The organism is Streptomyces globisporus C-1027 (genome assembly GCF_000261345.2).
Taxonomy (GTDB): domain Bacteria; phylum Actinomycetota; class Actinomycetes; order Streptomycetales; family Streptomycetaceae; genus Streptomyces; species Streptomyces pakalii.
This window is the reverse complement of sequence record NZ_CP013738.1, coordinates 6,337,810-6,362,792: the sequence shown is the minus strand read 5'-3', so window position 1 is coordinate 6,362,792 and position 24,983 is coordinate 6,337,810. Positions and strand designations below refer to the sequence as shown.

The following is a 24,983-nucleotide window of genomic DNA, read 5'->3' as shown; positions in this document are numbered from 1 at the left end:
GGGGCATGCAGGCGCTCCGCCTCACCCGGAGCCTTCTCGGCTCCGGGTCAGCCGGTCTCCGCCAGAAAGGCGCGGAGGTGCTCGACGAGGGCGTCCGGCCGGTCCTGGGGAAGGAGCGTGTAGCTGTCGGCCACCTCCACCAGCCGTCCCTGCGGGCGGATGTCGGCGAGGCGCCGCCCATGGTCCGGCGGCATGACACGGTCCTCGGTCGCCCAGACCACCAGCGCGGGCCGGTCGAAGGCACTCAGTTCCTCGGCCCAGCGCAGGAGTTCGGCCTTCTCCGGTACGCCGAGGACCTAGGCGCGCAGATCGCGCCGGATCTCGGCCGAGGTCAGCAGCGGCCGGAACCAGTCGTCCATCGTGGCGTGCGGGACAGGCCGTTTGCTCATCCATCCCCAGGTCATGGGCAGCCGCCGGGCGGGCACCCCGTCGCCGAGTCCGGCGACGACCTCGTCCCACAGCGAACCGTTCATGGCCACGCCGTGCAGGAGGACCACGACGGGCCCGTAGCCACCGGTGTCGCGGTACTCGATCACGCCCGCCGAAAGCCTCACATCGCCCATGCGGTCAACATAGTCCGGCCGCCCTCGGGCCAGCACCTGACGCAGCGTAGGGATTACCTCCCCGTCCTTGATAACGTCGCCCCCGCGGCTGCGGACTTCTCCCCCGACCCAGCCGTACGGGGTGGGCACGGGGACCGGGCGCGGCAGGACGAAGAGGGCCGACAGATGAGCCTTGCACAGGTGCACTACACCTCCGCCGCGCCGGGGGACGAGGGAACGGCGGGCCGGTTCACGGTGGTGGGCCCCGGGGTGTCCGGTGCCCTGCTGGCGGAGCTCGAGCCCCTGCTGCGCTACGAACTGCCCGAGGGTGTCGCCGACCACCCGTCGGACGGCGAACTGCGTTCGCTGCCGCAGGCGTTCACGTACGCCGCACTCTCCGACGGCAGCCGTCTGGTGTCCCGGTCGGTCCCGGTACGGGCCACGGGTGGCGGCGTGGGGCCGGGGGTCCGGTTCCACGCGCACGGGGTGCATCTGCCGCCGGGGGTGCCGCTGCCGGGCGACCGGCTGCCCGTCGAGGCGTGGCGGTCGCCGCACTGGGTGGCGGTGACGCCCGGCGGCGCGATACCGGACCCGCTGACGCTGCCGCCGGGACCGACGGCGGTCTCGGAGGGGCTGGACGACTTCGCCGTGTCGCGCGGGCCCTGGCTCGCGGCCGTCCTGGCGGATCTGCGCCGGGCGAGCGAGCCGACGGAGTCCGGCGGGCGGCCGGTGGTGCTGGTGGAGCGGCAATGCGCGGACGTGGCCCGGTGGCTGGGGCTCGCGTCCGTGACCCTGCCGAGGGAGAGCGCGGAGCGGCTGACGTTCACCACGTACACCCGGCGGCCGGGGAGTTCGGCGGCGCGGGTGGTGGGGGTGCTGCCCGAGGACGCGGAGGCGGCCCGCGCGGCGGGCCTGCGGGTGCATGTGTGCGCGGGGCAGCCCCCGTCGGGCGGCGGTACGGGCGACGCGTGGGCGGCGACGGCGGCGCGGGTCTGGCGTAGCCGGTCGCCGGAGCTGTTCCGGGAGGCGCGGGAACTGCCCGGGGAGCCGTTCGCGGCGGGCCCGTTGGCGGTGACGGCCCTGTGCGCGGGGATCGCGCTCGGGCCGGACGAGCGTGCGGCGGCGGCCGGTTGGGCGGCGGACCGGCCGTACGCCCTGGACGCCAAACGCACGGGCCAGCTGGTGGAGGCCCTCACCTCCCCCGGGATCGACGACCGTACGGGCCTCGAATTCGACGCGGCGGGACGGCTGTTCGGTGCTCTGGAGGGCCGCTGCCCCGCAGCGGTGACCGCTCCGCTGGCGGCGATGCTGGTGACGGAGGCCGTACGGGGCGGCAACGGCTCGCTGGAACTGCCGCGCCGGGACGCGTTCGTGGGGCCGGAGGGCGCGGCGGTCGCGGAGCGGCTCGCCCCGGAGATCCTCACCGAGCTGAGCGACGCAGCCGGGACCCGTTCGGCGGAGCGAACCGTACAACTGCTGCGGGTGGCGCGGCTGCTGGGCGTGGACGGTACGGATGCGCTGCCAGGCGTCGTGGACCGCCTGGCCCCGGCGCTACTGGCGGAGGCTGCGGCCGAGGCAGGAACGGACACCCCGGACTTCGCCCCGGCTCTGCTGGAGCTGCTGGACGAGCAGTTCGAGGTGCGGACCGCGTTGCTGGGCGCGCTGGACCGGATCGCCCCCCAGGACCCCGGGGCGGTGGCCCGGTTCCTGGAGCGGGTGACACTGCCGTTCACGGGGACGCAGGCGTTGCCGCACCTGCGGATGTGCGCCGAGGTACCGGGGGCGATGGCGACGCTGGGCGGGGACCGGGCGGCGGTGTGGCACCGGGTGCTGCGGGCGGCCGGCCTCTCCCCCTTCGCCGAGCCGCTGGTCCTGCGCACGGCGGTGGGCCTGGTGTGGGAGGACCGGGCCCCGACGGTCGAGGAGGCCCGCCTCCTGCTGGACGCGGCCACCTCGGACTCGCACCGCGTGGCCGGTACGTGGGCCCGCCTGGTCGACGCGGCACTGGGCGCGCCCGCCGCCGAGCCGTCCGCCACCGGAACGCCCGCCGGCCCGCCCGCTGCGAGCACCGACGAGGCGGCCGCCCTCGCCCACGACCTGCTGCGCGGCTTCCCCGGGGAGATAGGCGGCCGGGAGCGGGCGGGTCTCCTGCTGCTGGACCTGGTCCGCGAACTGCGTACGGGCGCACCGGAACCCGGCTGGGCGGAGACGGTCCGCACCCTGTGTGCCCAGGCGGAACCGGTCGAACCGGCACTGAGGGAGCGGGCCCACGCGGCCCTGGTCGAACGGCTGCTGGCCCCGGACCGCCCGGGTGCCGAGCTGTACGACTTCGTCCACGGCGACGACGCCGAGCTGATCGCCGCGTACGACCGCACCGCCCGGACGGAGACGGTACGGACCCGGCTGCGCACCCAGCCCGCCTACGCGGCGGACTGCTTCACCGTCTGGACGGCCCACCCGCACGCGGGCAGGACCTGGCCCCCGGTCGCCGCCGCACTCCTCGACGAGGTCCTGCGCCCGGCCGTCCGCGCCATGTCGGCCGAGGACGTCGCGGAGGTCGAGGCGACGGTGGGCCGCACGGGCAGCAGCGGCCGGGCCGACGCCTTCCGCACCTGGAACCGTTCGAGCACGCTGGGCCGTCTGGGCCGCCGGATCGCGGGGCGGGTGCGGCGGGGGTGAGCCCCGAGAGCCATCCGACCGTGTGGGGTCAGCGGGTGAATCCCTTCACCTGAACGGCACTTCCGTAACTGTGCGCGTCCGCCTTCTCCACCTGGAACCCTGCCGAGGCAAGAATGCCCAGGACGGCGTCCCGCATACAGGTCTGCACAGTTTCGAAGTGGCGGATCTCCCAGGGCAGATGCGACGGATCAACACCCCGCTCCAGAAGGTCTACCGCTGCGGCCGTCAGTTCCGCCTGGACATTCCAGTCCACCAGGACACCACCGTCCGCCAGAGGATCCACCCGGACGTGCGCACCGGGTCTGCCGCCAGAATCCGCGTCGAGCTTCTCTCCGCAGGCGGAGATACCCGCCCGAACCAGTGCACGGCAGGCCTCGTCGGCCAGTTGCTCGCGCTCAGCGATGACCTCCGGGGTGGCTTTCGACGGCAGATCGAAGTTGTTCCCGCTCACGCGTCTCTCCCACTGGAACCGGCCTGCCGACTGTCTCGAAGTCACACACGCATACGTTTCCTCTGCGCGCCCGGGATAGGTTGGCGTTCTGGGCTCTCGACCTCTCGGGGGCGGCACTCGGGGGCTACACACTTCGACGGGCGGCCGGAGAGCACTGCCTCCTTCGTCGACCGCTACGGGGATTCAGGGGACATAAGTGAACGACAGGAAATACTTCGAAGGCGTAAAGGCCCGCCCCGGTCTTTACGGCATCGAAGGTTCGTACAGAAATACGGTCATTTTCCTCACAGGATTTGACGAGGCTCGCTCGGGTGGACTTCTGCGCGGATTCACGGAGTGGCTGGTCGTGCGCAAGGGTGAGTGCTCCAGCTTCGGCTGGCAGGCACTCGCCCTTGACGAGGCACTTCCCGACGCCGAAGGGTGGGGCTGGAGCAAGCTGTACAACTCGAATTCACAGCAGGAGAAGGAGGCCGTGCGGCTGCTCCTCTCCCTGCTGCACGAGTTCCTGACGATGCGGGATGACGTGATGGCGTTGGCTCGCATGTACGGGAAATACCACTCACTCCACTCGCAGGCCGAAGGCTCTGGTGGCGCATGAACGACAAGCAGTTCGTCGAACAGGTCCGGGACCATCCGGAGATGCATGGCCTGGGCAGCACCTACCACCCGACCGCCGCCCTTCTCCTGGGGTTCAACCAGGCGCGTTCCGGCGGCTTGCTTCGCGGGTTCCACGAGTGGCTGGCCGTACGCGAGGGAGAGCTGTCGAGTCAGCACTGGATGGTGAGGGTCCTCACCCAAGCGCTACCGGGGTTCACGTTCCGAGGATTCGACAGCCTCCGGTTCGAGCCGGAGCAGGAGCGGCAGGCCGTGGACCACCTGTTCTCGCTGGTCCTCGAGTTCTTGGAAGTGCGCGACGACCCTTGGGCGCTCACCACCACGTACGCCCAGTACCACCACATGCGGATTTCCCTGTATGGGGGTGATCCCGCGGAGATGTCGTGACGCGCCTCCGCGGGGTCACCCCTATACAGGACCGGCCCGTCACGCACGATCGTGCAGCGTGACGTGGTAGCCGTCCGGGTCCGCGAAGGTGAACGTCCGGCCGAAGGGGCCGTCGATCGGTGCCGAGACGACGGTGTGGCCGTCGGCGGCGAGCGCGTCGTGGATGGTCTGGACGTCCGTGGCATGGAGCCAGATCGCGGCGCCGATGCCGGGCTGGGCGACCGACGCGAGATCCGTCCCGGGAATGACCTCGCGCAGGGCGAACGCGATCGGCTTCGTCTCGAAGACGACGGCGTGCGGAGGTCCGGCCGGTGAGCGGACGAGGCCGAGGTACTGCTCGTAGAACGCCTGCGAGGCGGCGAGGTCGCGCGCCTGGAACGAGATGAAGTCGGGACCGGTGGCGGGCATGGTGGCACTCCTTCGATTCGTGTCAGCTTCCTGACACACAACACCGTATGTCAGACTTCTGACATGAGCAAAGAGGGCGCTGGCGTCGACCTGGACAAGTCACTGGGCTACCTGTTGAAAGAGGCTTCCACCGCCCTGCGGGTAGCCATGGAGGAGGTCCTGCGCCCCCTCGGGATGACCGTGACGCACTACTCCTGCCTCGAACTGCTGGCGCAAAGGCCGGGCATGTCGAACTCCGAGCTCGCGCGCGGTGCGTTCGTGACACGCCAGTCGATGAACGTGCTGCTCCAGGCCCTGGAGCGGGACGGCTACGTGACCAGACCCGCCGAGGCGGCAGTGGGGAAGGCTCTTCCCGCACAGCTCACACGTCGAGGACGAGAGAGCCTGGAGGAAGCGTCCGCGGCGGTCAGGGCCGTCGAGGTCAGAATGCTGGCCGGCATGACCGAGGGCGAGCAGGAGAACGCGTTCCGGGCCCTCCGGAGCATGATCCATTCACTGCGCGGCCCCGCATAGCCCACCAGCCCCTGGGTCACGCCCCCAGCTCGTCCGCCACCGGCACGCACTCGGCGAGCAGGTCGACGACGTCGCGCCAGGCGCGTCGCGCGTGCCGGGGGTGGTGGCCGACGCCGGGGACTGTGGCGTGGTCGACCGTCGGGTGGTGGAAGGCGTGCAAGGCGCCGCCGTAGACCGTGAGGCGCCAGTCGACGCCCGCGGCCTGCATCTCGGCGGTGAACGCGTTCCGCTGCTCGGGCGACATGATCGGATCCTCCGACCCGACCCCGGCCCACACCGGGCAGCGGATGTTCGCCGCCTCGCCCGGTCGGCCCGTGGTCGTCGCGTTGACCGTCCCGATCGCACGCAGGTCGACACCGTCGCGCCCAAGTTCCAGCCCGATGGCCCCTCCGGTGCCGTAGCCGACGGCGGCGATCCGGTCGGGGTCGGTCCGTGGTCCGGCGTGCAACACGTCGAGCGCCGCGTGACCGATGGCCCGCATCCGGTCCGGGTCGGCGAGCAGCGGCAGGCAACGGGCCAGCATCTCCTCCGGATCGCCCACGTAGCGCCCGCCGTGCAGGTCGAACGCCAGCGTTACGTAGCCCAGTTCGGCCAGCGCGTCGGCCCGGCGGCGTTCGACGTCGCTGAGCCCCATGCCCTCCGGCCCGAGCAGAACGGCGGGCCGGGGGTCGGCACCGGCCGGGAGAGCGAGGTACCCGACCATCGTCAAACCGTCGGCCGGGTACTCGACCGTACGCGTCGTCACCGCTGCCTTCGCCGTCGTAGTTGCCATAAGACGGGACCGTACCGACCGTCGAGCCCGGGCAGGCCGCTGTTCTGCCACTGGCAGAACAGCCCGGGAGCCCACCCGCCGCACGTCCGGCTCCGTCGCTCAGTACAGCAGGTCCAGTTCCGCCCGGACCGTCTTGCCCGGGCTGCGGTCGAGCACCGCCCAGCGGTCCGCCAGGGCCTCCACGATCAGCAGCCCGCGCCCGCTGTCGGAGCCGTCCGCCGGGGCTGTGACCTCGCCGGGCCCCGGCGGTCGGCGCTCGCCCCGGGTGTCGGAGACCTCGATCCGCAGGAGGCCCGGCGTCTCCGGGTCGCCCGGCATGTGCGACAAGCGCAGTTCGAAGTTGCGGCCGGCGACGCGGCCGTGGGTCACCGCGTTGGCCGTCAGCTCCCCGATGATCAGGGCCGCCGACTCCGAGGCGTCACCGAGGTACGGGATGCCCCAGGTGTGCAGCTTGTGCAGGCCGACGCGGCGGGCGAGCCGGGCGCCGCGTGGTTCCGACACGAATTGCCGGTTGAACACACGTACGGTTACGGGAGGTTGAGTCGTCGTAGGCGCTTCCATGCCCCTAGATTCCGGGGCGCGGGCCTCACTCACCAGGTCAGCAACCCGTACGCTGCGTCAGCGTACGGGCACGAAGGGTAGACGGTACGGGTCACGTTCCGTGAGCATGGACGGGTTGCGAACCAGGAACGCGCACGGGGAGGTGGCCGTACATGACGCACGGCACGGACAGCATGGACAGCCCGATCCACGGGACCTTCGGCAACGGCGGCGTGCGCAGCGCCGAGCCCGAACCGCAGTACAGCCTCAAGATGTTCGGGGAAGTCGTCAAGACCTTCCGCAAGCGGGCACGGCTGACGCAGGAACAGTTCGCCCCGCTCGTCGGGTACTCCCCCGAGACCGTCGCCTCCATCGAGCAGGGCCGCCGCCTCCCGCCGCCGGACTTCGCGGAGCGGGCGGACAGCATCCTCGACGCCTTCGGGGTGATCCTGGCGGCGGCGAAGCATCTGACGCGGCGGAAGGGGCTGGCGAGTTGGTTCCGGCAGTGGGCGGAGCTGGAGCTGTCGGCGCTGAGCCTGTACACGTACGAGTGCCGGTTGATTCCGGGGCTGTTGCAGACACCGGCGTACGCCCGGACGTTGTTCGCGGATCGGTTGCCGTCACTCACAGACGAGCAGATCGAGGCGCAGCTCGCAGCCCGGCTCGAGCGTCAACAACTGCTGCACGAGCGGCCGAACACCGCATTTACTTTCATCCTCGAAGAACATCTGCTGCTGCGGGACTTGGGCGGTGAGGAGGTCACGCGAGAGTTGATCGACCACATCCTCGCCCTGTCCGAGCTACGCAACGTCGGGATCCAGATCATGCCGCTGGTACGGCATCATCACGCTGGACTGGACGGACCGATGCGGCTGTTGGAGACACCAGATCACCAGTGGTACGCCTACTCCGAAGGACAGATGTACGGCCAGTTCATCGCCGACCCCAAAGTGGTCAGCGTGATCCAGAAGCGGTGTGCCAGTATGCGTTCACAGGCTCTCTCGTTGGAAGACTCCCAGAGCCTGATGCGGCGGATGCGAGGAGCGAGATGAGCACCACACCCCTGGCCTGGTTCAAGAGCAGCTACAGCAGCGGCTCCGGCGACTCGTGTGTGGAGATCGCCCTGGAGTGGCGCAAGTCGAGCTATAGCGGTAGCTCCGGCGACGACTGCGTCGAGGTCGCCACCTGCCCCTCCACCGTCCACGTCCGCGACTCCAAGCTCGACGAGAGCCCGCAGCTCGCCCTCGCCCCGGCAGCTTGGACGCACTTCCTCTCATACGCCGTCCAGAACTGACCTCCGGGGCGGGTCAGGAACCGCTACGCATTACGAGCGAGAGCGCGGGCACCCGGGGGGCATGGGAATGGTCGGGAAAGGTCGGTTCGAAGCTGTTCGGCGACGCTGGGCGCGCAAGCGGGTTCTCGCGCGCCTGCTGGACCGCCTGGAGTGGACGCCCTGTGCGCCCTCGGCCGGGTCCAGTGAGCATCATCTGCTCCTGGTCCACCACCGCAGAGTCGTCGGGGAGTTCTCCTACCGGCTCTGCGACCGGTGCCCGGCCGGCCAGATGACCACCACGCGCGTTCCTCTGTCCCTGTCCGAGGGGCGCGTGGTGCGCCGTGCCATGTCGCACCTGCGGTTCCGGCACCCCGACCGGTCCTGGCTGCCCCAGCCCGACGCCGCCGGGACCGGCCCGGGGCGCCGTCGGTATCTGGCGGACAGCCGCTTCTGCGAGGGCCACGACGCTGCGGGGTACTCCCTCCCCGCGTCCACCCCCTTCGCCTCGGAGCCGTCCGCCAGGGCCACCGCGACGGTCAGGCCCCCGGCGGTCGCTCCCGCGCGGTAGCGCCACCCGAATCCGGCAGGAGCCCCGGCCCTAACGGCCTGCGAACGCCTCCTTCAAGGCTTCGTCCAGTGCCTCGGCCGCCCCGTCGAGATCAGGGGACTCCACTGTCAGGAGTCCGTGCACCGTCGATTGCAAGGCCCGAGTGAACGCCCCGTAGTACGGCGTGCGCGGGCGTTGCACCGCTTCCTCCAGCGCCCGCCGTATGCTCCCGATGTACTCGGACCGTTCCCGCTCGGACGGGATGCGGGCACTGCCCTCCCGTGCCGCCGGGTCTCCGGAGGCCGTGCCCGGCCGCAGCGCCTCGGTGACCGCCTCCCAGCAGGTCGGCGACCCGGTCTTCTCCGAGCTGTAGGACGAAAGGCGGGTGGCGGCGAACCCGGCGTCCAGCAGGCACCGTTCGCTGCGGGGCCCGGTGAGGAAGGCGAGCAGCTCACGGGCGGCGGTGGAGCGCGGTGACGCGGCGGAGACGGCGAGGTTCTGGCCCCCGAGCACCGAGCGGCCGGGCAGCGGGACGACGGCGTACTGCTCCGGGGCCAGGCGGCTCTGGAGCGCGCCGAACGCATAGGGCCAGTTCCGCATGTACGCCACCCGCCCCTGCGCGAAGTCGTCCAGGGTGGCGTCCTCGTTCGACGTCAGCGCTCTGGGCCGCAGCGTGCGGTTGCCGTCGACATGGGTGAGGAACTCCTTCAGCCCCCTCCTCAGGGTGTCCGGCGTGGCGGTGTACCTGCCGTCGGCGCTCGCGAGCTGGACATCGGCGGCTGCGAAGGCGTCCATCACGTTGACCGTCAGCCCCTCGTAAGGGGCGAGTTGTGTGGTCCAGCCCTTCTCCGGCCGCCAGGACCAGTCGCCCGTCGGCTGGCGGTTCTCGTTGATGCCGCTCTGCTCGATCAGGTCCTTGCGGTAGTAGAGCAGGCCGACGTCCGTGTTGAAGGGCAGGGCGTAGGTCCGGCTCTTCCACCGAGTCGTGCTCAGTACCTCGGGGATGACGTCGGGGTCCTCGACATCGGGGCCCGGCAGCGCCTGGATCAGTCCGGCCTCGGCGAACTCCGGTATCCAGGTGACGTCGAGGTTGACGAGGTCGTACGCGGCGCTGCCGGACTGGAGTGCGCCGAGCAACTGGCTGCGTTGCTGGTCGGCGCCGCCGGGCAGCTCGACGAGCTGGGCCCGCAGAGCGGGTTCGTCCTCGTGTTGGCGGTTCCACTCGGCGATGAGCTGTTGGCGCACCCCGCCGGATCCGGTCACGTCGAGGCCGCTGGCCACGATGATCGGGCCCGGTGCCTGCGTCCCGGCCGTCGGTGACGGGCTGTCGGTGCCGCCCTCCCTACAGGCGGCCACCAGGGTGAGCAGCAGGCACCCCAGTACGAGGAGGCGACGCGGGCGACGGGTCCGCGTGCCGCTCACCGGGCGTCCCCCGTCCCGGTCTTGGCGACCTCGGCGGTCAGCTCGGTGGCCAGGTCGTCTGCGGCGTCCAGGCAACGGCCGCCGGTCGCCTCGGCGAGCCGGTGGTTCAGCAGGCCGGGTGCGCATCCGCCCCCGCGCAGGGAGACCGTGACCACGCGGACCGGCGGCCCATCGGTCGCGGTCTCCACCAGGGCGCGGACGTCCTCGCCCCGGAGATCGGCGGAGTCCTCGTCGTCCGTGACCAGCACGAGCAGCCGGGGGACGGGGCCCTCCTGGCCCGACCGGAGCTCGGACAGCCCGTCGCGCAGGCCGTCCAGGACGCGCGCGTTCTTGTTCACCGCCGGGGCCCGGCCGATCGCCTCGCGGGCCGGGCCCGGGTCCGGGTCGGGGCGGCCGAAGGGGACCGGTTCCGTGTGGTTCGCGGCGTCTCCGGGTGAGAGCCCCCACACCCCGAAGGTGTCGTCGGGACCGATCGAGGCGGTGGACCGGGCCACCAGGTCCTTGGCCCGGCCCGGCCCCGACCAGACCCGGTTGTCCTCCATCGAGGTCGAGTCGTCCAGCAGGTAGAGGACCCGGCCGGGACCGAGCGCCTGGCGGTAGTCGCGCAGCGTCTCGGTGACCTCGGAGGCCGAGGTCGGCGGGTTCGAGGGCGGCAGGAGGAGGCTCACCGCCCCCTTCGTTGGCCTTCGCCGTGAGCGGAGAGGCGGCGGAGGGAAGCGACGGCTTCCCGCTCGGTCCGGTGCGGAAGCCGTCCCGCACGAAGACCGCGCGGGCCTCGGGGTCCTCGGCCAGCCAGTCGTAGAAGTCCCGCACGACCTGCTCGCGCGCGGCCGCGTCCCGGTCCGCCCCGGACCAGGTGACATGGAAGAAGGGAAGGTCGAGTACGGGAACGTCGGTGGGGTAGCGGGCCGCACGGTGCTCCAGGACGTCGCTGGCGCAGGCCGGCCGTCCCACGGGGCCTGCCTCCCCGCTCGCGGAAGGCAGGTTGAACAGGGCCATGGTCTGCTCGGGAATCAGCACCGCGGCCCGGTCCTCCAGTTCGTTCCGGGACCCGTCGGCGAGGCCGCACATCAGATCGCGCGCCGTGGGCTGCGGGGGAAGCCGGTCATCGGTGAGGACGGCCTCGACGTCGGTGGGGCGGCGGTCGTCGGTCCCGTACAGCGCGGTGGTCGACAGCAGCGCGCCGTCTCCGCCCTCGGGGTCGGGACGTAACACCTGGTAGGGCTCCGTACCGTCCGCGCCGGCGTCCCGGATTCCGGCGACCAGGTCGGCCAGCGGTGCGGGGCGGTCGGCAGGGTCGGGCTTCCGGCCCGCTTCGGCGGGTACGGCGAGGACCATGGGGGTGTACGCGACAGAGCCCAACGGGTCGAGCTTCGCGGCTGTTCCGGCCGCCGCGCTCTGCTCGGCGAGCACGCGCAGCGAGGTGATCGAGGCGGCGGGGATCCAGACGTCGGGCTGAGCCCCGAGATCGCGTTGCGGCAGCAGGCAGTCGCCGGAGGTCGGGGATGAGGCGGGCGGGGCACCACTGCACCGTCACGTCCCGTCGGCTTCCAGATCCAGGTCCTTGAGCGCGTTCTCGACGACCTCGGTGAGCGCCGGGTGGATCCACAGTGGCTGCTCGGCGAGCTCACGTACGGTCATGCCGTTGGCCAGCGCGATGACCAACGGCTGCACCAGGGTGGCCGCCTGCGGCCCGAGGATGTGTGCGCCCAGCAGGCGGGCGGTGCGACGGTCGGCCAGCACCTTGCAGAATCCCTCGGTCTCTTCCAGCGCCCAGCCGTACGCCACGTCCGCGTACCGGTGGACCGCCACGGCGTAGTCCAGGCCCTGCTCGCGGGCCTCCTGCTCGGTCAGCCCGACCTGGGCGATCTGCGGGCGGGTGAAGACGGCCGACGGCACCGCGTCGTAGGACATGGTCCGCCGGTCGTCGGGGTGGAGCAGGTTGTGGGCGACGATCTCCGCCTCGCGGTTGGCGACGTGCTTCAGCGGGACCTGCGTGGAGATGTCGCCGAGGGCCCAGATCCCGTCGGCGGTGGTCCTCAGGTGTTCGTCGACGATGATGCGCCCGTCCTCGCCGGTCTCGACGCCCGCGGCGGCCACGCCCAGCCGGTCGCTGTTCGGCCGCCGCCCCACGGCCACCAGCAGGGTGTCGGCGGTCAGTTCGGAGCCGTCGTCCAGGGTGAGGCGGAGATCGCCGGGGCTGCCGGAGACCTCGGTCAGCTCGCGCCCGAGCCGCAGATCCCACTCGTCGCGCACGAGGTCGGAGAAGGTCCGGGAGACCAGTTCGTCCTGCTGCTGTGCGAGCAACCGGTCCGCCTGCTCGATGACGGTGACCCGGCTGCCGAGGGAGTGGAAGACGTGGGACAGCTCGGCGGCGATGTACCCGCCGCCGAGGACGACGAGCCGTCGCGGCACCTCGTCCAGGCGCATCACCGTGTCCGACGTCTCGTACGGCAGACCGGAGTCGGCCACCACCGGAGGAACGACGGGCCGCCCGCCCGCGGCGATCACGATCCGTTCCGCCTCGATCTCGACGGGCCCGTCCTCGGTCTCCACGGTGAGCCGGCGCGGACCGGTGAAGCGGGCCGTGCCCCGGTAGACGGTGATGTGCTCGGACTCGCGGCGGCCCTTCTCGCCCTCCTCGGCCGCCGCGTCGAGCCGGTCGAAGACGCGGCGGCGGATGTCCCGCCAGCGGACCCCCCGCAGTTCGGCGTCGACGTCATGGCGTCCCGACTCCCGGACGGAGTCCGCCACATCGGCCGTGGCGGCGAGCATCTTGCTCGGGATGCAGCCCGCGTTCAGGCAGGTGCCGCCGAAAGGCCCGGCCGAGACCAGGGCGATGTCGAAGCCGGCGAAGCGGTCGTCGATGAGGGCGTTGCCCGTACCGGCGCCGAGAACGATCAGGTCATGTCGTCGCATAGCGGGAAAGTAACCGCTGTACCCGCCGCTACACCTGTCATTCACTTCCTACCCTTCTTCGGGCCGCACACCCGCCCCGTACCCGGTGCCGTCGGTGGTACGACCAGGTCACCGCCGCCAGCAGCGGGCCCCACAGCAGGAGCGGGGCGTACGAGGCGACGAAGAGGACCTCACCCGCCGATACGCCGGGGTCCGGGCTCGGCGCGGTCAGCAGACCGCCGAGGAAGAGGATCCACCACAGGACCGTGACCGCGAGGGCTCCCAGCGCAGCGGCGAGGACCGCGAACCGGTGGTCCACAGGGCGCCCGCCGAGGAGCGGAATCCAGCGCGGGACCCCCTCGCCCCAGGGGCGTACCAGGCCGAGCGTGAGGTACGAGGCGGTCTCGGCGACCGCGCCGATCAGCAGGACGTACGCCATCGCGATCAACGGCGAGTGGTCGGGGAACCCAGCGAGGAACTCCTCCCGCTCCATCACCCCCACCGGCACCCCGAGGACGAGCGCGATCCGCCACACCCCGGAGGGGGCGGTCGACCAGGCCACGACCTGCGCGGCGCGTACCGCCCACCGCGGAGGCGGCGGCACCCGGGAAGGGGGTGAGGTGGAATTCGTCGTCATGACCCGAACCTCCCGCACCGCCCGGCCCGGCACGTCGCGCCCCGTGATGATCCGCCTCCGCCGCACGGGGGAGGCGGGAGCGCCCGGGCCGGGCCGGTACCGTAAAGGGAGATCCGTACGACTCGTGAGCCTCCTGACGGGCTGCGTGCACCCAGACCCAGGAGGACCTGCCCCACCATGACGACCAACCGTGGACGCAAGGACGTCATCCGCGACCGGATGGCCGCCACCGGCGAGTCGTACAACGTCGCCGCCCGCAATCTCAAGGCCATGAAGGACACCGCCGCCACCCGCGACGCCGTCCTCGTGCAGCGCTGGACGCCCGCCGATTCGCTCGACGTGCCCTGCCCCTGCGGCGGGACCTGCGAGCCGGGCGAGACCTGCGACCACTGCCACGCCCGCCACCGCCACGTGAAGCGCTACCCGGGCTCCACCACCGAGGTCGAGACCTGGGCCGACCGCTACGAGTGCACCGGCTGCTCCTCCTCGTACACGATCAACGTCCACCTGGCCGGGCGGCCCTGGGGCGTCGCCGAGACCGTCGTCAAGGGCGGGGCCGCCGAGGAGGTCGTGCAGGCGACCGTCTTCCCAGGGGTCATTCACCCGCTGCTGCGGTCGGAGGCGGCCGAGGGCCCCGGCCAGGAGTAACGGCCAGGACAGCCGGCTGCAGGTGAGGCGTGCCCCTCGGTGAAGACGCCGTCACCGTGGGCGTGCGACCGGGCGATTACGGGGTAGGCGAGAGGCAGACGCCCCCGAGGAGGAACCATGTCCCGCCTGATCGCCCGCATCACCCAGTTCACCCGCAGCCCCCAGGGCCGGCGGACCATCGCGTCGGCCCGGCGCGCCGCGGCCGACCCCCGCAAGCGCGCCCAGGCTCGCGGCCTGCTCGGACGGCTGCGCGGGCGGCGGTGACCCCGGCGCTCCGGCGGACGGCCGGAGCGGCGCCGGGAAGCGTACGCAGAAGATGCCCGCACAGGTCTCCCTGTGCGGGCATCGTCGCGTTCCACTCCGCCGGCGTACGGCTCCGTCGGCGTACGGCTCAGCTCCCGTCGGGCGCCAGCGTCAGCGAGATCGAGTTGATGCAGTAACGCTGGTCCGTCGGGGTGGGGTAGCCCTCGCCCTCGAAGACGTGGCCCAGGTGCGAGCCGCAGCGGGCGCAGCGCACCTCGGTGCGGAGCATGCCGTGGCTGCGGTCCTCGATCAGCTCGACCGCGTCGGTGTCCTTCGGGTCGTAGAAGGACGGCCAGCCGCAGTGCGACTCGAACTTGGTGTCGGAGCGGAACAGCTCCGCCCCACAGGCCCGGCAGGAGTAGACGCCCGCCGTCTTGGTGTCCGTGTACTCACCGCGGAAGGCGGGCTCGGTGCCGGCCTGGCGCAGCACCGCGTACTCGGCGGGGGTCAGCTCTTCCCGCCACTGCTCGTCCGGCTTCTCGACGTCGTACGGCACGGCTCGCTCCTCAGCTCGACAGGTGGTCGCTCGCTCCGGTCGCCCCTCGGCTACCGGGCGCTCGACAGGTGGTCCAGGATGCGCGGGCCGAGGTCGGTGACGTCGCCCGCTCCCATGGTGAGAACGAGATCGCCGGGCTTCGCCATTCCCGCGATCGCGGCGGGTACGTCGGCCTGGTCATGGACGGCGGCGACCTCGGCGCCCGCCGCATTCGCCGCGTCGATGATCAGGGCGCTGGTGATGCCGGGGATCGGGTCCTCGCGGGCCGGGTAGATGTCCAGGACCACGGAGGCGTCGGCCAGGGCGAGGGCCTGGCCCATCTCGGTGCCCAGCTCCTGCGTACGGGAGAACAGGTGCGGCTGGAAGACGACCAGGATGCGGGCGTCGGCGGCCGCGCCGCGCATGGCCTCCAGGTCGGCGGTCATCTCGGTCGGGTGGTGCGCGTACGAGTCGATGACCTGCACGCCCGCCGCCTCGCCCTTGAGCTGGAGGCGGCGCTTGACCCCGGTGTAGCTGCCGAGGGCGGAGGCCAGGTTGTGCGCCGGGATGCCGAGGGCGACCCCGGCGGCGAGCGCGGCGACCGCGTTGTGGGCGTAGTGGGCGCCGGGGACCGAGACCGTGAAGGTGAGGAACTTGCCGTTGAGGAGGACCGTGACCTCGCTGGTCAGGCCGCGCGGGGTGACCTTGTGGACGCGTACGTCGGCGTCCTCGGCCGAGCCGTAGGTGACGACCTTCAGGTCGGAGAGGTCGCGCACCCGGCGGGTCAGCTCGACCGCGCCGGGCTGGTCGGCGGAGATGACCAGGGTGCCGCCGGGGACGATCTTGCCGACGAAGGTCTCGAAGGAGTCGTAGATCTCGTCCATCGAGGCGTAGTTCGCGTGGTGGTCCAGCTCGACGTTGAGGACGATCGCGACCTCGGGGTCGTACTTCTGGAAGCTGCGGTCGCTCTCGTCCGCCTCCGCGACGAAGATGTCCCCTTCGCCGTGCGTGGCGTTGGTGCCGGGGCCCTCCAGGTCGCCGCCGATGGCGTACGAGGGGGCCAGGCTCAGCGAGGAGAGGGCGACGGCCAGCATGGAGGTGGTGGTCGTCTTGCCGTGCGTGCCGGCCACCGCGATGGCCCGCAGGCCGTTCATCAGGGAGGCCAGGGCGTCCGAGCGGTGGACGACCGGGACGGCCAGCTCGTTGGCCCGCAGCAGCTCCGGGTTGTCGGCGCGGATGGCGCTGGAGACGACCACGCAGGACGCGTCCTCGGCCAGGTGCCCGGCCTCGTGCCCGATGTGCACGGTCGCCCCCAGCGCCCGCAGCGACTCGGCGGTGGCGGACTCCTTGGCGTCGCTGCCCGCCACCTTCGCTCCGCGCTGGGCGAGGATCTTCGCGATGCCCGACATTCCGGCGCCGCCGATGCCGATGAAGTGGGGTCGTTCCATGGCGGCGGGAATGCCGGGTGCCATCTGTGCTCCTCTGGGGTGTGCGCTGCGTACGCGGGCCCGGTGCCACTCCGGTCCGCGAGCCCAGCCTATTCGCTGTGCGCGAAGAGCTTGAGCACCGGGACGCCCACCTTGTGGCGGGCCCGGGAGGCCCAGTCGCGGTGGAAGAACTCCTCCACGTAGTGCGGGGCCGTCAGGACGATGACCTCGTCCGCGCCCGACTCCTCGACGACGGTCGTCAGTTTGTCCAGAGGGTGATCCTCGACCACCTGTCCGACGGCTTCGGAGCCCGCCTGGCGCAGGGCCCGTAGGGAGTACTCCAGGCCGATCTCGGCGGGTTCACGGGCCTCGCTGCCCTCCGGCTCCTCCCCCTCGCGCACCGCTTCCTTCAGCTCTCCCATCGCCACGTCGTCGATCGCGCGCAGCAGAACATCGGCCTGGTCACCGCGCGGCTGCAACAGAACGACGAACGAGATCCGCTCCTCGCCGTGGAGCGTGGTGACGAAGTCCACGTCCTCGGGAGTGAGCGGCTTCTCGATCATCAAAACGCTTGTGAACACGACAGGCGCCCTTCCGCTTCTTCGTCTCGTCGACCGCCGGCTCGACCGTCGACGGTCGTTTGCTGAAACCATCCTTCCCCGCGCTTCCACGGGGTTGCAGGGGTAAGTGTGCCCAGCCGAGGCTAAGCGGAACGGTAAATTCCGCTAACTGTCGGTCCGACGGTACCGAGAGAAGAGGAAACCGGCCTCTTCCAGCAGCGATGCCAGGAAAAAACGTTCCGGCACGGCGACCCCGGGGCCCCCGGCGATGCGCTGAGCGTCACCCGCGGTGAGCATCGGGGAGAGCGTCAGGCAGAGCTCGTCCAGCGCGCCGGCCGCCACGAACTGGCCGAGCAGCCGGGGCCCGCCCTCGGTGAGCTGGCGGCGCAGCCCCCGGGCGGTCAGCTCGCGCACCACGCGGGCCGGGTCCACCCGGGTCCCGTCGCCCGCGATCACCACGTCGGCGCCCGCCTTCCGGGCCGCCTCGATCCGGTCGGCGGGGGCTCCGGCGGCGGTCACGACGAGGGTCGGGACGAGCGGCTCGGTGAACAGCGGCAGCGAGAAGTCCAGGTCCAGGGAGCCGGTCACCACCGCGACGGCGGGCGCGGGACCCTGCCCGGCGGCCGCCCGGCGCTCCGCGAACGCCTCCCGGGCGCGGGCCGGGCGGTATCCCTCCTGCCGTACGGTCTCGGCCCCGGCGATCACCACGTCGGCCAGGCCTCGCAGGGTGCCGAAGATCCGCATGTCGGCGGCGCAGGAGATGGGCTGCGAGCGGCCGTCGTGCTGGGCGGCCCCGTCGAGGGTGGAGACCATGTTGGCGCGCAGCCAGGAGGTCCCGGCGGGGAGGGCGGCGGGGTAGGCGTACGCCTCCGCCAGCTCGTCGAGGCTCCACTCGCGGTCGGGGGCGGCGGCGCCCGTCGTTGTCAGGTCCGTCACAGGGAACAGGCTTCGCATGGGTTGCAGTCTGGCACGGGCCTTAGGGTGGAGAGTTGTGTCGTCATCCACCGCGTTTCCGGGGCAGAGCCCCCTTGCCGAAACGGCCCCGCTGTCCCTGTGCGCCCGCGAGCCGCACGTCCCCGCCGACCGTCTGGTCGCCGAGATGGTGCCGCCGCCGCGCTTCGATTCGGTGCGCTTCGACACGTACGTACCGGACCCGAACCAGCCCAGCCAGAGCGAGGCGGTCACGGTCCTGGAGGGGTTCGCCGCCGGGCTCGGCGGGGCGCACGCGACGGGTTCCGGCCGCCGCAAGTGGTTCGGGAGCAAGAAGCCGGCGGCGCCGGCCGGTCCGCGCGGGGTGTATCTCGACGGCGGCTACGGCGTCGGCAAGACCCACCTGCTGGCCTCCCTCTGGCACGCCACGCCCGCCGAGCCGTCGCTGAAGGCGTTCGGGACGTTCGTGGAACTGACCAACCTGGTGGGCGCGCTGGGGTTCCAGCAGACCGTGCGGACGCTCAGCGGTCACCGGCTGCTGTGCATCGACGAGTTCGAGCTGGACGACCCGGGCGACACCGTGCTGGTGTCCTCGCTGCTCAGCCGGCTGGTGGAGTCGGGGGTGGCGCTGGCGGCGACCTCGAACACGCTGCCGGGCAAGCTCGGCGAGGGCCGGTTCGCCGCGGCCGACTTCCTGCGCGAGATCCAGGGCCTGTCCGCGCACTTCCGCCCGCTGCGCATCGACGGTGAGGACTACCGGCACCGCGGTCTGCCCGAGGCCCCGCCGCCGTACAGCGACGAGCAGGTGACCCGGGCCGCGTACGCCACGGCGGGCGCGTCGCTGGACGACTTCCCGGGGCTGCTGGACCACCTGGCGAAGGTGCACCCGAGCCGGTACGGCGCGCTCACCGACGAGCTGGGCGCGGTCTGCCTGACCGGGGTGACGGCGGTGCCCGACCAGTCGACCGCGTTGCGCCTGGTGGTGCTGGCCGACCGGCTGTACGACCGGGAGGTCCCGGTACTCGCCTCCGGGCTGCCGTTCGACCGGCTGTTCAGCGACGAGATGCTGAACGGCGGGTACCGGAAGAAGTACTTCCGGGCGATCTCCCGGCTGACGGCGCTGGCGCGTGACGCGAAGGGACTGGTGGCGCAGTAGGTTCGGGGGCGTAACGCAACGGGACACCGCGAGGTGCCCGGTGTTATCCCGTACAACCGCGCACACCGTTCGAAGGGATCCAGCATGGCTACCACGCGTCAGGCGCACACGGTCTGGGAAGGCAACCTGATCGAGGGCAAGGGGGTCGTCACCTTCGACTCCTCCGGCATCGGTGAGTACGACGTCTCCTGGCCGTCCCGCTCCGAGGCGGCGAACGGCAAGACCAGCCCGGAGGAGCTGATCGCCGCCGCGCACTCCAGCTGCTTCTCGATGGCGCTCTCGCACGGTCTTGCCCAGGCCGGCACCGCGCCGACCAAGCTGGAGACGAAGGCGGATGTCACCTTCCAGCCCGGCACCGGTATCACCGGAATCCACCTCAGTGTCGTGGGTGAGGTCCCCGGTCTCGACGAGGCCGGCTTCGTGAAGGCGGCCGAGGACGCCAAGGCGAACTGCCCGGTCAGCCAGGCGCTGACGGGCACGACGATCACGCTGTCGGCTTCGCTGGCCTGACCGGCCGGGGCAGGCCGGCCTGACCTGTCGGCTTCGCCGGCCCGACCGGTCCACGGGCGGCCCTTCCTCTCTGGGCCGTCCCAGCAGCAACACGGGGCGCGGGGGCGCGCATGGTTCCCCCGCGCCTCTGTGCGTGCTACACACGTGCGGGTCACTTCACCTGTCCGCCAACAGGGAGTCACCTCATGTCAACCGCACCCCGCACCACCGCAACCCGACGTCAGGTCCTGGCAGGCAGCGGCGCAGCCGCAGCGATCGCCTTCACGGGGGCCTTCTCCGAACTCTTCGCGGGCACGGCAGCCGCGCGCGGCCACAACGGTTACGGCCCCCTCGTCCCCGATCCGGACGGTCTGCTCGACCTGCCGAAAGGATTCCGCTACCGGGTGCTGTCCCGGGAGGGCGAGCCGCTGCGCTCCGGCGAGGGCCCGGTGCCGAGCAACCACGACGGCATGGCGGCCCTGCGGGGCCGTAACGGGCGGATCCACCTGGTCCGCAATCACGAGAACCGGCACACGGCCGAGATCGGCGTGCCGACGATTCCGGGGCTGACGTACGACCCGGCGGCCAAGGGCGGCTGTACGTCGCTGGAGCTGGACGGCCGCAACAAGGTGCTCGGCGAGCGGGTCGCCATCGCGGGTACGGCGGTCAACTGCGCGGGCGGGCCCACCCCCTGGCGCACCTGGCTGACCTGCGAGGAGAACGAGGACAAGGCCGGGACCAACGGGTACACCAAGGACCACGGCTTCATCTTCGAGGTGGACGGCGCCGATCCGCGCCGCACCGGGGCCGTCCCGCTGACCGCGATGGGCCGCTTCCAGCACGAGGCGATCGCCGTCGACCCGAAGTCGGGGATCGTGTACGAGACGGAGGACGCGTTCGAGAAGCCGTTCGGGCTCTTCTACCGCTTCCTCCCCGAGAAGCCGCTCGGCGGCACCGGTTCGCTCCGGGCCGGCGGGGAGCTGGAGGCGATGCGGGTCCCGGGCGTGCCCGATCTCTCCGTCGTCCAGGAGACCGGCACGACCTTCGACCGGATCGAGTGGGTCCCCGTACCGGACCCGCTGGCGAAGGAGACGGCGATCCGCCTCCAGGACTTCGGGCCCAAGGGGATCACGCACGCGCAGAAGCTGGAGGGCTGCTACTGGGGCGGCTCCTCGGTCTACTTCGTCTCCAGCTTCGCCCACCGCGACGAGGGCTCGGCGGCCGACCACTACGGGCAGGTGTGGCGCTACGAGCCGAAGAAGCGAAGGCTCACCCTGGTGGTGATCTTCGGCCCGGACACCGACATCCAGCTGCCCGGCGAGTCCCCCGACAACATCTGCCTGGCGGCCGACGGCGGGCTGATGGTCTGCGAGGACGGCGGCGGCGCGCAGCACGTGCTCGGGGTGACCCGGCGCGGCGAGGTGTACGCGATGGCGCGCGGGCGGCAGAACATCGGGACGCCCGAGGAACCGGAGTGGGGCGAGTTCGCGGGGGTCACGTTCTCACCGGACGGCTCGACGATGTACGTGAACTGCTACACGCCGGGGACGACGTTCGCCGTGACGGGGCCGTGGTGCTGAGGTAACCCCTTCCCTGCTCCCACCCTCGGAGCGCCGTCGACCGATATATCCATATTGTCGGATATTTTCCGTGGGTGATCACTGCTGCGCGGAAGACGCGGAAGACCCGGCAGACGACGGTTCTGGCGGTCGCGGGGGTACTGACGGGCACCGCCCTGAGTGGGTGCGGGGGCGAGCCCCCCGCACCCACTCCCCCACCCCCGGCCGCCGCCTCGGCCTCCCCCACCCCGAAGAAACCGCCGACGATGGCCCCCGGCCCGGCGGGCCGCACCCCGGTCTTCGAACGGAGAACGACGGACGGGGGCGCGGGCGGCGGCTCGGCGGAGAAGGTCGTGGCACTCACGTTCGACGCCGACATGACAGCCGATCAGGGCCCCCGGGCCGCCTCGGGCGAGCGGTTCGACAATCCGGAGCTGGTCGCGCTGCTGCGCCGGCTGAAGGTGCCCTCCACGGTCTTCATGACCGGCCGCTGGGCCGAGGAGTACCCGGCCCAGGCGAAGGCCATCGGCGCCGACCCCCTGTTCGAGGTCGCCAACCACTCCTACAGCCACCACGCGTTCAGCTCCCCCTGCTACGGGCTGCCGGTGGTCGGCAAGGACGCGATGACCCAGGACGTCGAACGCGCCTTCGCCGCGTTCCGGAAGGCGGGGGTACGGAACGTGGTGCCGTACTTCCGCTTCCCCGGCGGCTGTTACGACGACACGGCCCTGCGCGCTCTGGCCCCGGCGAACGTGACGGCCGTCCAGTGGGACGTGGTCAGCGGCGACGCCTTCGCCACGGACGCGGGCGCGGTCGCCGAGCAGGTGCTGGACGGGGTCCGGCCGGGCTCGCTCGTGGTGATGCACTGCACCCGCAGCGCGGCCCCGGCCACCGAGGCGGCGGTACGCCGGATCGTGCCGGAGCTGCGGGAGCGCGGGTTCCGCTTCGTGAAGGTGTCGGAGCTGATGGAGGACGGCAGCTGAGCCGGGGCCGGGTCGCCGGTCAGCCGGAACACGCCGTGCGGCCCGCCTCCTGCCAGGCGCAGACCGGGCAGAGCGTGGCGCCCTTCGTCGACTCCGGGTACTCGGTCGGCTCGCGGCACAGCACGCACTCGGCGTACGGAGGGCCCTCGGCGGTTCCGGCGGGCGGGGCGGTCGTGCTCGGCTCCGGGGAGTCGCAGTACGTGCCCCCGTCGTACGGGTCGTCCGTTTCCCGGCTCAATTGGCGGTCTTCTCGGGCCGGGCCTCGCTCGGGCGGACGATGACGAAGCCCTCGCCCTGGAGCATCAGCTGGACGGCCTCGCCGGAGCCGCCGCGGACCATCGAGCCGACGCTCTGGGAGCGGTTCAGGCTGGTCGTGAGCTGCTGGCTCCAGCCGACGACCGCGTCCGTGTCCACGTACACCGGCTGGGCGGCCGTCACGGGGATCACGATCGGGGTGCCCTCGCACATCAGGCCGAGCTTGCCGTAACCCGTGAAGACGCTGTTGAAGAGGCCGCCGCCGACCATTCCGGCGCCCTTCACGGTCTTGATCTCGTAGGAGAGCGTGGGGTCGAAGCAGAGGACGTTGCGGCCGTTGATGGTGATCGAGTCGCCCTGGTCCAGCTCCACGATGAAACAGTTCGCCGCCTCGTGCGCGAACCATGCCTCGCCCTGGCCCCGGACGGCCATCAGCGCGAGGCCCTCGCCGGTGACGGCGCGCTTGAGCATCCCGCCGATGCCCTGGCCCTTGCGCTCGAACTGGAGGTTGCCGCGGAAGGCGATCATCGAGCCCTGCCGGGCGTGCATCTCCCCGTTGACGGCGTACTTGATGGATTTCGCGTTCTGCAGGGTCATCCCCGGGGCGGTGGCCGGCTGGGCCATGTGCTCGCTGGAAAAGAGATCGCTCTTCATGCGGAGCATCCTCACCCGGACCCGGTCGTTCCGCCAAGCAGGTGACCTCGGCCGCCTGGCAGACTGGGACGGTGACCAGCCATGACACCCCCTCCCCCGCCCCCGGGAGCCCGTTCCGCAGCGGCCCGACCGACCGCGATCAGGCGCCGCAGTTCGTGCTGCCTCTGGTACTGCACCTGGAGAAGACGGACCCGCCCGCCCGCACCGACGCGCTGCGGGCCGCCGCCCGGGCGGTGCTGACCATCCTCTCCGACGAGCGGTCCCTCGGCGACGGCGAGTGGGCCGCGGCCATGCGGGACTGGCAGGACGCGCGGATCCGCAAGGTCGTGCGCCGGGCACGCGGTGCGGAGTGGCGCAAGGCGGCGGCGCTCGACGGCATCACGGTGACCGGCGAGGACGGCGCGGAAGTACGGGTGTTCCCGCCGATCCCGCTGGACGGCTGGCCCAAGGAGCTGGCCAAGCTCCAGGTGTCGGGCACCGACCTGGACGACCCCGAGCCGCCCGCCGCCCCGGACCTCTCGGGCCCGGTGCTGTGGCTGAACCCCGATGTCGACATGTCGGCGGGCAAGACGATGGCCCAGGCCGGGCACGGTGCGCAGCTCGCCTGGTGGGAGCTGTCCGACACCGAGCGCAAGGCCTGGCGCGAGGCCGGGTTCCCGCTCTCCGTGGCCACCCCCGGGGCGGAGCGCTGGCGGGAGCTGACGGCCAGCGGGCTGCCGGTGGTGCGCGACGCGGGGTTCACCGAGATCGCCCCGGGCTCCTGCACGGTGATCGCCGACCACCCGGCGCTGCGCCGCTGAACGGGACGGCGACCGCAGCGGGCCCCCGTCGCGGAGCCGCGACCACATCTCCCGCGCGCTGAACGCTTCCGGTTCCTCTGACGTATCTCCCGGTACTGCCCCATCGGCATTACCGCCAAGTAGCCTGCACAGCCAGTCGATTGGCGGTTGATTGACGCCTGTTCGATCGACGCTGCCACGCCTCGGCCCGGGAGACACCTTGTTGCGACGCATCAACGGCACGGCCCTCATCATCGCGGCACTGGTCGCCACACTCGGCGCGATCGCGTTCCCCGTCTGGTCCTACGCGGACCGTTCGGGCACCGGCGAGGCGAATCTCAACGCCTCCAGCGTCGCCACCCAGTGGGGGCCGCTCTCCGCGACCGACCGGGACTTCCTGGTCAAGGTGCGGCTCGCCGGGCTGTGGGAGCTGCCCGCCGGGCAGCAGGCGATCGAGCGGGCGCCCAGCGAGGCGACGAAGGCCGCCGGGGACCACCTCGTCGTCGGGCACACGGACCTGGACCGGCGAGCCCGGGACGTGGCGGCGAAGCTCGGGGTGGAGCTGCCGAACCAGCCGACCGCCCAGCAGCAGGAGTGGCTGCGGGAGCTGACGGCGGCAAGCGGGGACGCGTACGAGCGGAAGTTCGCCAACATCCTGCGCGCCGCCCACGGCAAGGTCTTCGGCCTGATCGGCCAGGTCCGCCACACCACCCGGAACACGCTGATCCGGCAGCTGGCGAGCGATGCCAACCAGACCGTGCTGGACCACATCACCATGCTGGAGGCGACCGGGTTCGTCGACTTCGACGCCCTGGCGCGCGAAGCGGTGAGCGGGTCGACGTCGAGTCCTTCCGGCCCGTCGATGCCCCGGGACGGCCAGGCCCCGCTGGCCCCGGTGCCGGTGACGCCGACCGGCGACCAGTCCTTCACCTCGCGCCCGGTGCCGCCCACGATGATGCCGATGCCATAACGACGGCGGCGGGTCCGGAACCTCAAATGAAGCTCTGAACGTCCCCCCGGTCGGGTTCATCGCCGCGCGACGGGGCCATGACCCCTGAACAGAACGAGGTGAGCAGGGGGA

At 71.7% G+C, this 24,983-nt stretch carries 29 protein-coding genes and 1 pseudogene; 15 read left to right on the top strand and 15 right to left on the bottom strand.

The window, feature by feature from the left end; genetic code table 11:
* Window positions 1-47: 47 nt before the first annotated feature.
* Window positions 48-563: pseudogene (locus WQO_RS28050) on the bottom strand (alpha/beta fold hydrolase).
* Between the two features lie 165 nt (window positions 564-728).
* Here WQO_RS28050 and WQO_RS28045 point away from each other — a divergent pair.
* Complete coding sequence (locus WQO_RS28045; protein ID WP_032748152.1) at window positions 729-3,221, top strand: GTPase-associated protein 1-related protein; 2,493 nt, start codon at window positions 729-731, stop codon at window positions 3,219-3,221.
* Window positions 3,222-3,249: 28 nt separating this feature from the next.
* Here WQO_RS28045 and WQO_RS28040 read toward each other — a convergent pair whose 3' ends face one another.
* Window positions 3,250-3,672 (bottom strand): hypothetical protein, encoded by a 423-nt coding sequence (locus tag WQO_RS28040; RefSeq protein ID WP_010059358.1) that lies wholly within the window; start codon window positions 3,670-3,672, stop codon window positions 3,250-3,252.
* Between the two features lie 196 nt (window positions 3,673-3,868).
* On the opposite strand from WQO_RS28040, the gene WQO_RS36040 reads away from it, so the two are divergent.
* The gene (locus WQO_RS36040) at window positions 3,869-4,270 is read left to right on the top strand and encodes a hypothetical protein (protein WP_148660133.1); all 402 of its coding nucleotides are present in this window, start codon (window positions 3,869-3,871) and stop codon (window positions 4,268-4,270) included.
* Window positions 4,267-4,674 (top strand): hypothetical protein, encoded by a 408-nt coding sequence (locus WQO_RS28030; RefSeq protein WP_010059361.1) that lies wholly within the window; start codon window positions 4,267-4,269, stop codon window positions 4,672-4,674. The genes WQO_RS36040 and WQO_RS28030 overlap by 4 nt, the downstream gene beginning before the upstream one ends.
* Before the next feature lie 39 nt (window positions 4,675-4,713).
* On the opposite strand, the gene WQO_RS28025 is transcribed toward WQO_RS28030, so the two are convergent.
* Window positions 4,714-5,082, bottom strand: a complete 369-nt coding sequence (locus WQO_RS28025; RefSeq protein WP_010059363.1) for a VOC family protein — start codon at window positions 5,080-5,082, stop codon at window positions 4,714-4,716.
* A gap of 63 nt (window positions 5,083-5,145) precedes the next feature.
* On the opposite strand from WQO_RS28025, the gene WQO_RS28020 reads away from it, so the two are divergent.
* The gene (locus WQO_RS28020; RefSeq protein ID WP_010059364.1) at window positions 5,146-5,595 is read left to right on the top strand and encodes a MarR family winged helix-turn-helix transcriptional regulator; all 450 of its coding nucleotides are present in this window, start codon (window positions 5,146-5,148) and stop codon (window positions 5,593-5,595) included.
* Between the two features lie 16 nt (window positions 5,596-5,611).
* Here the strand turns inward: WQO_RS28020 and WQO_RS28015 are convergent, their stop codons facing one another.
* Both WQO_RS28015 and WQO_RS28010 read right to left on the bottom strand, forming a co-directional pair.
* A complete protein-coding gene (locus tag WQO_RS28015) occupies window positions 5,612-6,367 on the bottom strand; it encodes a dienelactone hydrolase family protein (protein WP_032748153.1) in 756 nt (251 codons plus the stop codon).
* A gap of 99 nt (window positions 6,368-6,466) precedes the next feature.
* Complete coding sequence (locus WQO_RS28010) at window positions 6,467-6,928, bottom strand: ATP-binding protein (RefSeq protein ID WP_029182176.1); 462 nt, start codon at window positions 6,926-6,928, stop codon at window positions 6,467-6,469.
* A 152-nt stretch (window positions 6,929-7,080) separates the two neighbouring features.
* Here WQO_RS28010 and WQO_RS28005 point away from each other — a divergent pair, with 152 nt between their 5' ends.
* From WQO_RS28005 to WQO_RS27995, 3 genes are all read left to right on the top strand, one after another.
* The gene (locus WQO_RS28005) at window positions 7,081-7,959 is read left to right on the top strand and encodes a helix-turn-helix domain-containing protein (protein WP_010059367.1); all 879 of its coding nucleotides are present in this window, start codon (window positions 7,081-7,083) and stop codon (window positions 7,957-7,959) included.
* Entirely contained in the window at window positions 7,956-8,201 is a 246-nt protein-coding gene (locus WQO_RS28000) for a DUF397 domain-containing protein (protein ID WP_010059369.1), read from the top strand. The genes WQO_RS28005 and WQO_RS28000 overlap by 4 nt, the downstream gene beginning before the upstream one ends.
* Window positions 8,202-8,268: 67 nt before the next feature.
* Window positions 8,269-8,748 carry a hypothetical protein gene (locus WQO_RS27995; RefSeq protein ID WP_010059371.1) on the top strand — a complete coding sequence of 160 codons (480 nt, stop codon included), beginning with the start codon at window positions 8,269-8,271 and terminating at the stop codon, window positions 8,746-8,748.
* Between the two features lie 30 nt (window positions 8,749-8,778).
* Here WQO_RS27995 and WQO_RS36035 read toward each other — a convergent pair whose 3' ends face one another.
* The 4 genes from WQO_RS36035 to WQO_RS27970 form a co-directional block, all read right to left on the bottom strand.
* The gene (locus WQO_RS36035; RefSeq protein ID WP_010059373.1) at window positions 8,779-10,149 is read right to left on the bottom strand and encodes an extracellular solute-binding protein; all 1,371 of its coding nucleotides are present in this window, start codon (window positions 10,147-10,149) and stop codon (window positions 8,779-8,781) included.
* Window positions 10,146-10,817 (bottom strand): vWA domain-containing protein, encoded by a 672-nt coding sequence (locus WQO_RS36960; RefSeq protein WP_010059375.1) that lies wholly within the window; start codon window positions 10,815-10,817, stop codon window positions 10,146-10,148. The genes WQO_RS36035 and WQO_RS36960 overlap by 4 nt, the downstream gene beginning before the upstream one ends.
* An 865-nt stretch (window positions 10,818-11,682) precedes the next feature.
* Window positions 11,683-13,068, bottom strand: coding sequence for a mycothione reductase (locus WQO_RS27975; protein ID WP_010059379.1), 1,386 nt, complete (start codon window positions 13,066-13,068; stop codon window positions 11,683-11,685).
* Between the two features lie 37 nt (window positions 13,069-13,105).
* Window positions 13,106-13,684, bottom strand: a complete 579-nt coding sequence (locus WQO_RS27970; RefSeq protein ID WP_010059381.1) for a hypothetical protein — start codon at window positions 13,682-13,684, stop codon at window positions 13,106-13,108.
* A 177-nt stretch (window positions 13,685-13,861) separates the two neighbouring features.
* Here WQO_RS27970 and WQO_RS27965 point away from each other — a divergent pair, with 177 nt between their 5' ends.
* Window positions 13,862-14,332, top strand: coding sequence for a hypothetical protein (locus WQO_RS27965; protein WP_010059382.1), 471 nt, complete (start codon window positions 13,862-13,864; stop codon window positions 14,330-14,332).
* Window positions 14,333-14,449: 117 nt separating this feature from the next.
* Window positions 14,450-14,596 carry a hypothetical protein gene (locus WQO_RS36480; RefSeq protein ID WP_010059383.1) on the top strand — a complete coding sequence of 49 codons (147 nt, stop codon included), beginning with the start codon at window positions 14,450-14,452 and terminating at the stop codon, window positions 14,594-14,596.
* 127 nt (window positions 14,597-14,723) lie between these two features.
* Here the strand turns inward: WQO_RS36480 and msrB are convergent, their stop codons facing one another.
* The 4 genes from msrB to WQO_RS27945 all read right to left on the bottom strand — a co-directional run bounded on the left by msrB (window position 14,724) and on the right by WQO_RS27945 (window position 18,051).
* Window positions 14,724-15,131 carry a peptide-methionine (R)-S-oxide reductase MsrB gene (gene msrB, locus WQO_RS27960; RefSeq protein WP_010059384.1) on the bottom strand — a complete coding sequence of 136 codons (408 nt, stop codon included), beginning with the start codon at window positions 15,129-15,131 and terminating at the stop codon, window positions 14,724-14,726.
* A 50-nt stretch (window positions 15,132-15,181) separates the two neighbouring features.
* Window positions 15,182-16,582: a UDP-N-acetylmuramate--L-alanine ligase gene (gene murC, locus WQO_RS27955; RefSeq protein ID WP_010059385.1), complete on the bottom strand. Its 1,401-nt coding sequence runs from the start codon at window positions 16,580-16,582 to the stop codon at window positions 15,182-15,184.
* Between the two features lie 65 nt (window positions 16,583-16,647).
* Window positions 16,648-17,100, bottom strand: a complete 453-nt coding sequence (locus tag WQO_RS27950) for a hypothetical protein (protein WP_032748157.1) — start codon at window positions 17,098-17,100, stop codon at window positions 16,648-16,650.
* Window positions 17,101-17,262: 162 nt separating this feature from the next.
* The gene (locus tag WQO_RS27945; RefSeq protein WP_032748158.1) at window positions 17,263-18,051 is read right to left on the bottom strand and encodes a pyrimidine reductase family protein; all 789 of its coding nucleotides are present in this window, start codon (window positions 18,049-18,051) and stop codon (window positions 17,263-17,265) included.
* 37 nt (window positions 18,052-18,088) lie between these two features.
* On the opposite strand from WQO_RS27945, the gene zapE reads away from it, so the two are divergent.
* From zapE to WQO_RS27925, 4 genes are all read left to right on the top strand, one after another.
* The gene (gene zapE / locus WQO_RS27940) at window positions 18,089-19,183 is read left to right on the top strand and encodes a cell division protein ZapE (RefSeq protein ID WP_010059392.1); all 1,095 of its coding nucleotides are present in this window, start codon (window positions 18,089-18,091) and stop codon (window positions 19,181-19,183) included.
* An 84-nt stretch (window positions 19,184-19,267) separates the two neighbouring features.
* The gene (locus tag WQO_RS27935; RefSeq protein ID WP_010059393.1) at window positions 19,268-19,693 is read left to right on the top strand and encodes an OsmC family protein; all 426 of its coding nucleotides are present in this window, start codon (window positions 19,268-19,270) and stop codon (window positions 19,691-19,693) included.
* 185 nt (window positions 19,694-19,878) lie between these two features.
* On the top strand, window positions 19,879-21,252 hold the full coding sequence (locus WQO_RS27930; RefSeq protein WP_010059394.1) for an alkaline phosphatase PhoX: 1,374 nt from the start codon (window positions 19,879-19,881) through the stop codon (window positions 21,250-21,252).
* 245 nt (window positions 21,253-21,497) lie between these two features.
* Complete coding sequence (locus WQO_RS27925; protein ID WP_010059395.1) at window positions 21,498-22,214, top strand: polysaccharide deacetylase family protein; 717 nt, start codon at window positions 21,498-21,500, stop codon at window positions 22,212-22,214.
* A gap of 19 nt (window positions 22,215-22,233) precedes the next feature.
* Here WQO_RS27925 and WQO_RS27920 read toward each other — a convergent pair whose 3' ends face one another.
* On the bottom strand, window positions 22,234-22,452 hold the full coding sequence (locus tag WQO_RS27920) for a hypothetical protein (protein WP_010059396.1): 219 nt from the start codon (window positions 22,450-22,452) through the stop codon (window positions 22,234-22,236).
* Complete coding sequence (locus WQO_RS27915) at window positions 22,449-23,123, bottom strand: AIM24 family protein (protein ID WP_010059397.1); 675 nt, start codon at window positions 23,121-23,123, stop codon at window positions 22,449-22,451. Before WQO_RS27915 ends, WQO_RS27920 begins: the two co-directional genes overlap by 4 nt.
* 71 nt (window positions 23,124-23,194) lie before the next feature.
* On the opposite strand from WQO_RS27915, the gene WQO_RS27910 reads away from it, so the two are divergent.
* Window positions 23,195-23,923 (top strand): peptidyl-tRNA hydrolase, encoded by a 729-nt coding sequence (locus WQO_RS27910; RefSeq protein ID WP_010059398.1) that lies wholly within the window; start codon window positions 23,195-23,197, stop codon window positions 23,921-23,923.
* Window positions 23,924-24,125: 202 nt separating this feature from the next.
* Entirely contained in the window at window positions 24,126-24,872 is a 747-nt protein-coding gene (locus tag WQO_RS27905; RefSeq protein ID WP_010059400.1) for a DUF4142 domain-containing protein, read from the top strand.
* The last annotated feature ends 111 nt before the right edge of the window (window positions 24,873-24,983 follow it).

Bases quoted from the DNA above. Each gene is read 5' to 3' on its own strand.
- WQO_RS28045 (WP_032748152.1), top strand. From the start codon at position 729: ATGAGCCTTGCACAGGTGCACTACACCTCCGCCGCGCCGGGGGACGAG.
- WQO_RS28030 (WP_010059361.1), top strand. From the start codon at position 4,267: ATGAACGACAAGCAGTTCGTCGAACAGGTCCGGGACCATCCGGAGATG.
- WQO_RS28025 (WP_010059363.1), bottom strand. From the start codon at position 5,082: ATGCCCGCCACCGGTCCCGACTTCATCTCGTTCCAGGCGCGCGACCTC.
- WQO_RS28020 (WP_010059364.1), top strand. From the start codon at position 5,146: ATGAGCAAAGAGGGCGCTGGCGTCGACCTGGACAAGTCACTGGGCTAC.
- WQO_RS28015 (WP_032748153.1), bottom strand. From the start codon at position 6,367: ATGGCAACTACGACGGCGAAGGCAGCGGTGACGACGCGTACGGTCGAG.
- WQO_RS28010 (WP_029182176.1), bottom strand. From the start codon at position 6,928: ATGGAAGCGCCTACGACGACTCAACCTCCCGTAACCGTACGTGTGTTC.
- WQO_RS28005 (WP_010059367.1), top strand. From the start codon at position 7,081: ATGACGCACGGCACGGACAGCATGGACAGCCCGATCCACGGGACCTTC.
- WQO_RS28000 (WP_010059369.1), top strand. From the start codon at position 7,956: ATGAGCACCACACCCCTGGCCTGGTTCAAGAGCAGCTACAGCAGCGGC.
- WQO_RS27995 (WP_010059371.1), top strand. From the start codon at position 8,269: ATGGTCGGGAAAGGTCGGTTCGAAGCTGTTCGGCGACGCTGGGCGCGC.
- WQO_RS27975 (WP_010059379.1), bottom strand. From the start codon at position 13,068: ATGCGACGACATGACCTGATCGTTCTCGGCGCCGGTACGGGCAACGCC.
- WQO_RS27970 (WP_010059381.1), bottom strand. From the start codon at position 13,684: ATGACGACGAATTCCACCTCACCCCCTTCCCGGGTGCCGCCGCCTCCG.
- WQO_RS27965 (WP_010059382.1), top strand. From the start codon at position 13,862: ATGACGACCAACCGTGGACGCAAGGACGTCATCCGCGACCGGATGGCC.
- WQO_RS36480 (WP_010059383.1), top strand. From the start codon at position 14,450: ATGTCCCGCCTGATCGCCCGCATCACCCAGTTCACCCGCAGCCCCCAG.
- murC (WP_010059385.1), bottom strand. From the start codon at position 16,582: ATGGCACCCGGCATTCCCGCCGCCATGGAACGACCCCACTTCATCGGC.
- WQO_RS27950 (WP_032748157.1), bottom strand. From the start codon at position 17,100: ATGATCGAGAAGCCGCTCACTCCCGAGGACGTGGACTTCGTCACCACG.
- WQO_RS27945 (WP_032748158.1), bottom strand. From the start codon at position 18,051: ATGCGAAGCCTGTTCCCTGTGACGGACCTGACAACGACGGGCGCCGCC.
- WQO_RS27935 (WP_010059393.1), top strand. From the start codon at position 19,268: ATGGCTACCACGCGTCAGGCGCACACGGTCTGGGAAGGCAACCTGATC.
- WQO_RS27930 (WP_010059394.1), top strand. From the start codon at position 19,879: ATGTCAACCGCACCCCGCACCACCGCAACCCGACGTCAGGTCCTGGCA.
- WQO_RS27925 (WP_010059395.1), top strand. From the start codon at position 21,498: ATGGCCCCCGGCCCGGCGGGCCGCACCCCGGTCTTCGAACGGAGAACG.
- WQO_RS27915 (WP_010059397.1), bottom strand. From the start codon at position 23,123: ATGAAGAGCGATCTCTTTTCCAGCGAGCACATGGCCCAGCCGGCCACC.